Here is a 2,280-nt window from a genome sequence, read left to right as displayed (position 1 = left end):
ATTCACTACCTCGTGATTGCTAAAAGTAATCCACTCAAGCAGTTAAATCAGTTTCTACAAACTCAAAAACAACAGTCAGGCATTATTTATTGTGGTACTCGTAATGGTGTAGAGCGGCTCACAACGAAATTACAAGAAGCCGGTTATAGCGCCAAAGCTTACCACGCAGGTTTGTCTCATAACGAACGTCGTGAAGTGCAATCTTTATTTCGTCACGATCGCGTTGAGATTGTCGTCGCTACGCTTGCCTTTGGCATGGGTATTGATAAATCCAATGTGCGTTTTGTAGTTCACTACGATTTGCCAAAAAATATAGAAAGTTATTATCAGGAGACAGGCAGATCCGGCCGTGATGGCTTACCAGCACAAGCACTGCTTCTTTATGATCCTGCTGATAGTGCCAGATTGCGCGGCTGGATTGCTACAGGCACTAGCGAAGCCCAGCAACGGGTAGAAACGTCTAAATTGAACCATATGTTAGCCTTTGCTGAAGCGACCCATTGTCGCCGGCAAATTTTATTGCGTTATTTTGCTGAGACCAGTGATCAAGCTTGCGGTAATTGTGATGTCTGCGACAATCCGCCCCAAACCGTCGATGCAACAGAAGATGCACAAAAATTGCTCTCGTGTATTTACCGATTACGCCAAAGTTATGGCTTAACCTACACGATTGAAGTATTGCGGGGACAGAAATCCGAAAAAATCGAAAAGTCAGGGCATCATCTTTTAAGCACCTATGGCATAGGCAAGGAAAAATCAATTGCCTACTGGAAGCAATTAGCTTGGCAATTGATTCATCGGGATTATTGTTATCAGGATCTTAATCAGTTCAATGTGCTGCGTCTGTCGAAAAAGGCCATTACCGTATTAAAAGGAGAAGAAAAAGTTTCTCTTGCTCTCTTTAATGTTGATGCAAAAAATAAAACGGCTAAAACGAAAGCACGCAATCTTCTCACTGCAACGCATCATCCACTATTTGAAACATTGCGAGCTTTACGCCGCCAATTAGCCGATGAAGAAAACAAACCTCCCTTTATGATTTTTTAGCGATACAACGCTGCACGAAATGGTACGCGAGAAACCACAGACAATGGAAGAGTTATTGAGTATATCTGGGGTAGGTCAACACAAACTCAACCATTATGGCGTACACTTTTTAAAAGCACTGCGCGAATACGTTGAATTCGTGTGACAGGCTTGCGGCACTCCACGGTAATTTGATGAATAATCCCCCACCTTCGCGCTGAGTGTTCCTTATCAAATCAATGTGCATGGCAACCTATTTTCAAATGGACCTGGTAATACTTGGCTTTACTTCCCTCGATAAAACCGCGTGTTTCCAAGACTTCATACCAATCCAATTTTCCATGCATTTTTGCTGCTTGAGCCACAGCGTTATTAATTGCCTCCTCGATGCCTTCTTCTGATGTGCCTACTAGTTCAACAATTTGATAAACTCGATTGTTCATTTTCTCTCCTTGAAATCATTGGCAATATACTGAACCTGCATTTGAGTGTAGACGAAAACCTACCATAAAGGAAAGTCTTCAATCATTATCGAAGCTGTTGTTGCGCTTTGGCAATGGCTTTACGAATCATTTGTGCTTCTTCGGATTGTTCAGGGGCCAATTTCAATAAATGCTGCCAATAGTTAATAGCTTGTTGATAATGATGATTTATGAATGAATCCATGGCTAACATGGCTAACGCATCTGGTTGATCAGGATCTTGCTGCAGTATCTTAGTAAATAAAGCTCTAATCTGCTCATCAAATCGCTGTTTATTTACTTGCCAAAGACTTTGTCCGTAATTGACCGTGGTTGCAATATCGTTAGGATCAAGGTGATGTGCCTTAGCAAACGCTTCAGAAGCTACTTGCCACCGACCTTCGCTGACATAAAGCCTACCTAACAAATACCATCCGCGTGCACTGTCAGGATTGGCTTGTAAACGTGCCTTTAATCGATCAACTAACTCCGTCGGGTTTTTGATGGTCTGAAGAACCGCTTCAACTCGTCGCTGCCGTTCTGTTTCCTGCATGTAACGTTGCCAGGTAGACCAGGCACCCCAACGCCAGTAAGAACCTACTACTCCAATAATTAATATTGGTATCAAAACACCGGCAAACCATTTTGTTTTACGTAGCGGATATAAGGCCACTGATAACCCCAGCAGAGCCAATATGATAAAACACAGCAAAAGCCACCATTCATTCATTTGTCGTTCGCTTCAAACAAGTACGCCAAAAAATTAATAATCCCAACAAGAGAAAAAATGCAG

The 2,280-nt window shown here is 42.3% G+C and carries 2 protein-coding genes and 1 pseudogene; 1 reads left to right on the top strand and 2 read right to left on the bottom strand.

The annotated features are described in order from the left end of the window. Positions 1–1,192, top strand: a pseudogene (locus tag BN58_RS23610) (RecQ family ATP-dependent DNA helicase); the annotation flags it as partial. A 70-nt stretch (positions 1,193–1,262) separates the two neighbouring features. Here BN58_RS23610 and BN58_RS08915 read toward each other — a convergent pair. Both BN58_RS08915 and BN58_RS08910 read right to left on the bottom strand, forming a co-directional pair. Next, on the bottom strand, positions 1,263–1,469 hold the full coding sequence (locus tag BN58_RS08915) for a dodecin (RefSeq protein ID WP_019216522.1): 207 nt from the start codon (positions 1,467–1,469) through the stop codon (positions 1,263–1,265). Between the two features lie 85 nt (positions 1,470–1,554). Beyond that, on the bottom strand, positions 1,555–2,160 hold the full coding sequence (locus tag BN58_RS08910; protein WP_232220470.1) for a tetratricopeptide repeat protein: 606 nt from the start codon (positions 2,158–2,160) through the stop codon (positions 1,555–1,557). Positions 2,161–2,280: the final 120 nt, after the last annotated feature.

This window comes from Legionella tunisiensis (genome assembly GCF_000308315.1).
GTDB classification, from domain to species: Bacteria; Pseudomonadota; Gammaproteobacteria; order Legionellales; family Legionellaceae; genus Tatlockia; species Tatlockia tunisiensis.
This window is presented reverse-complemented; position numbering and strand designations above follow the sequence as displayed.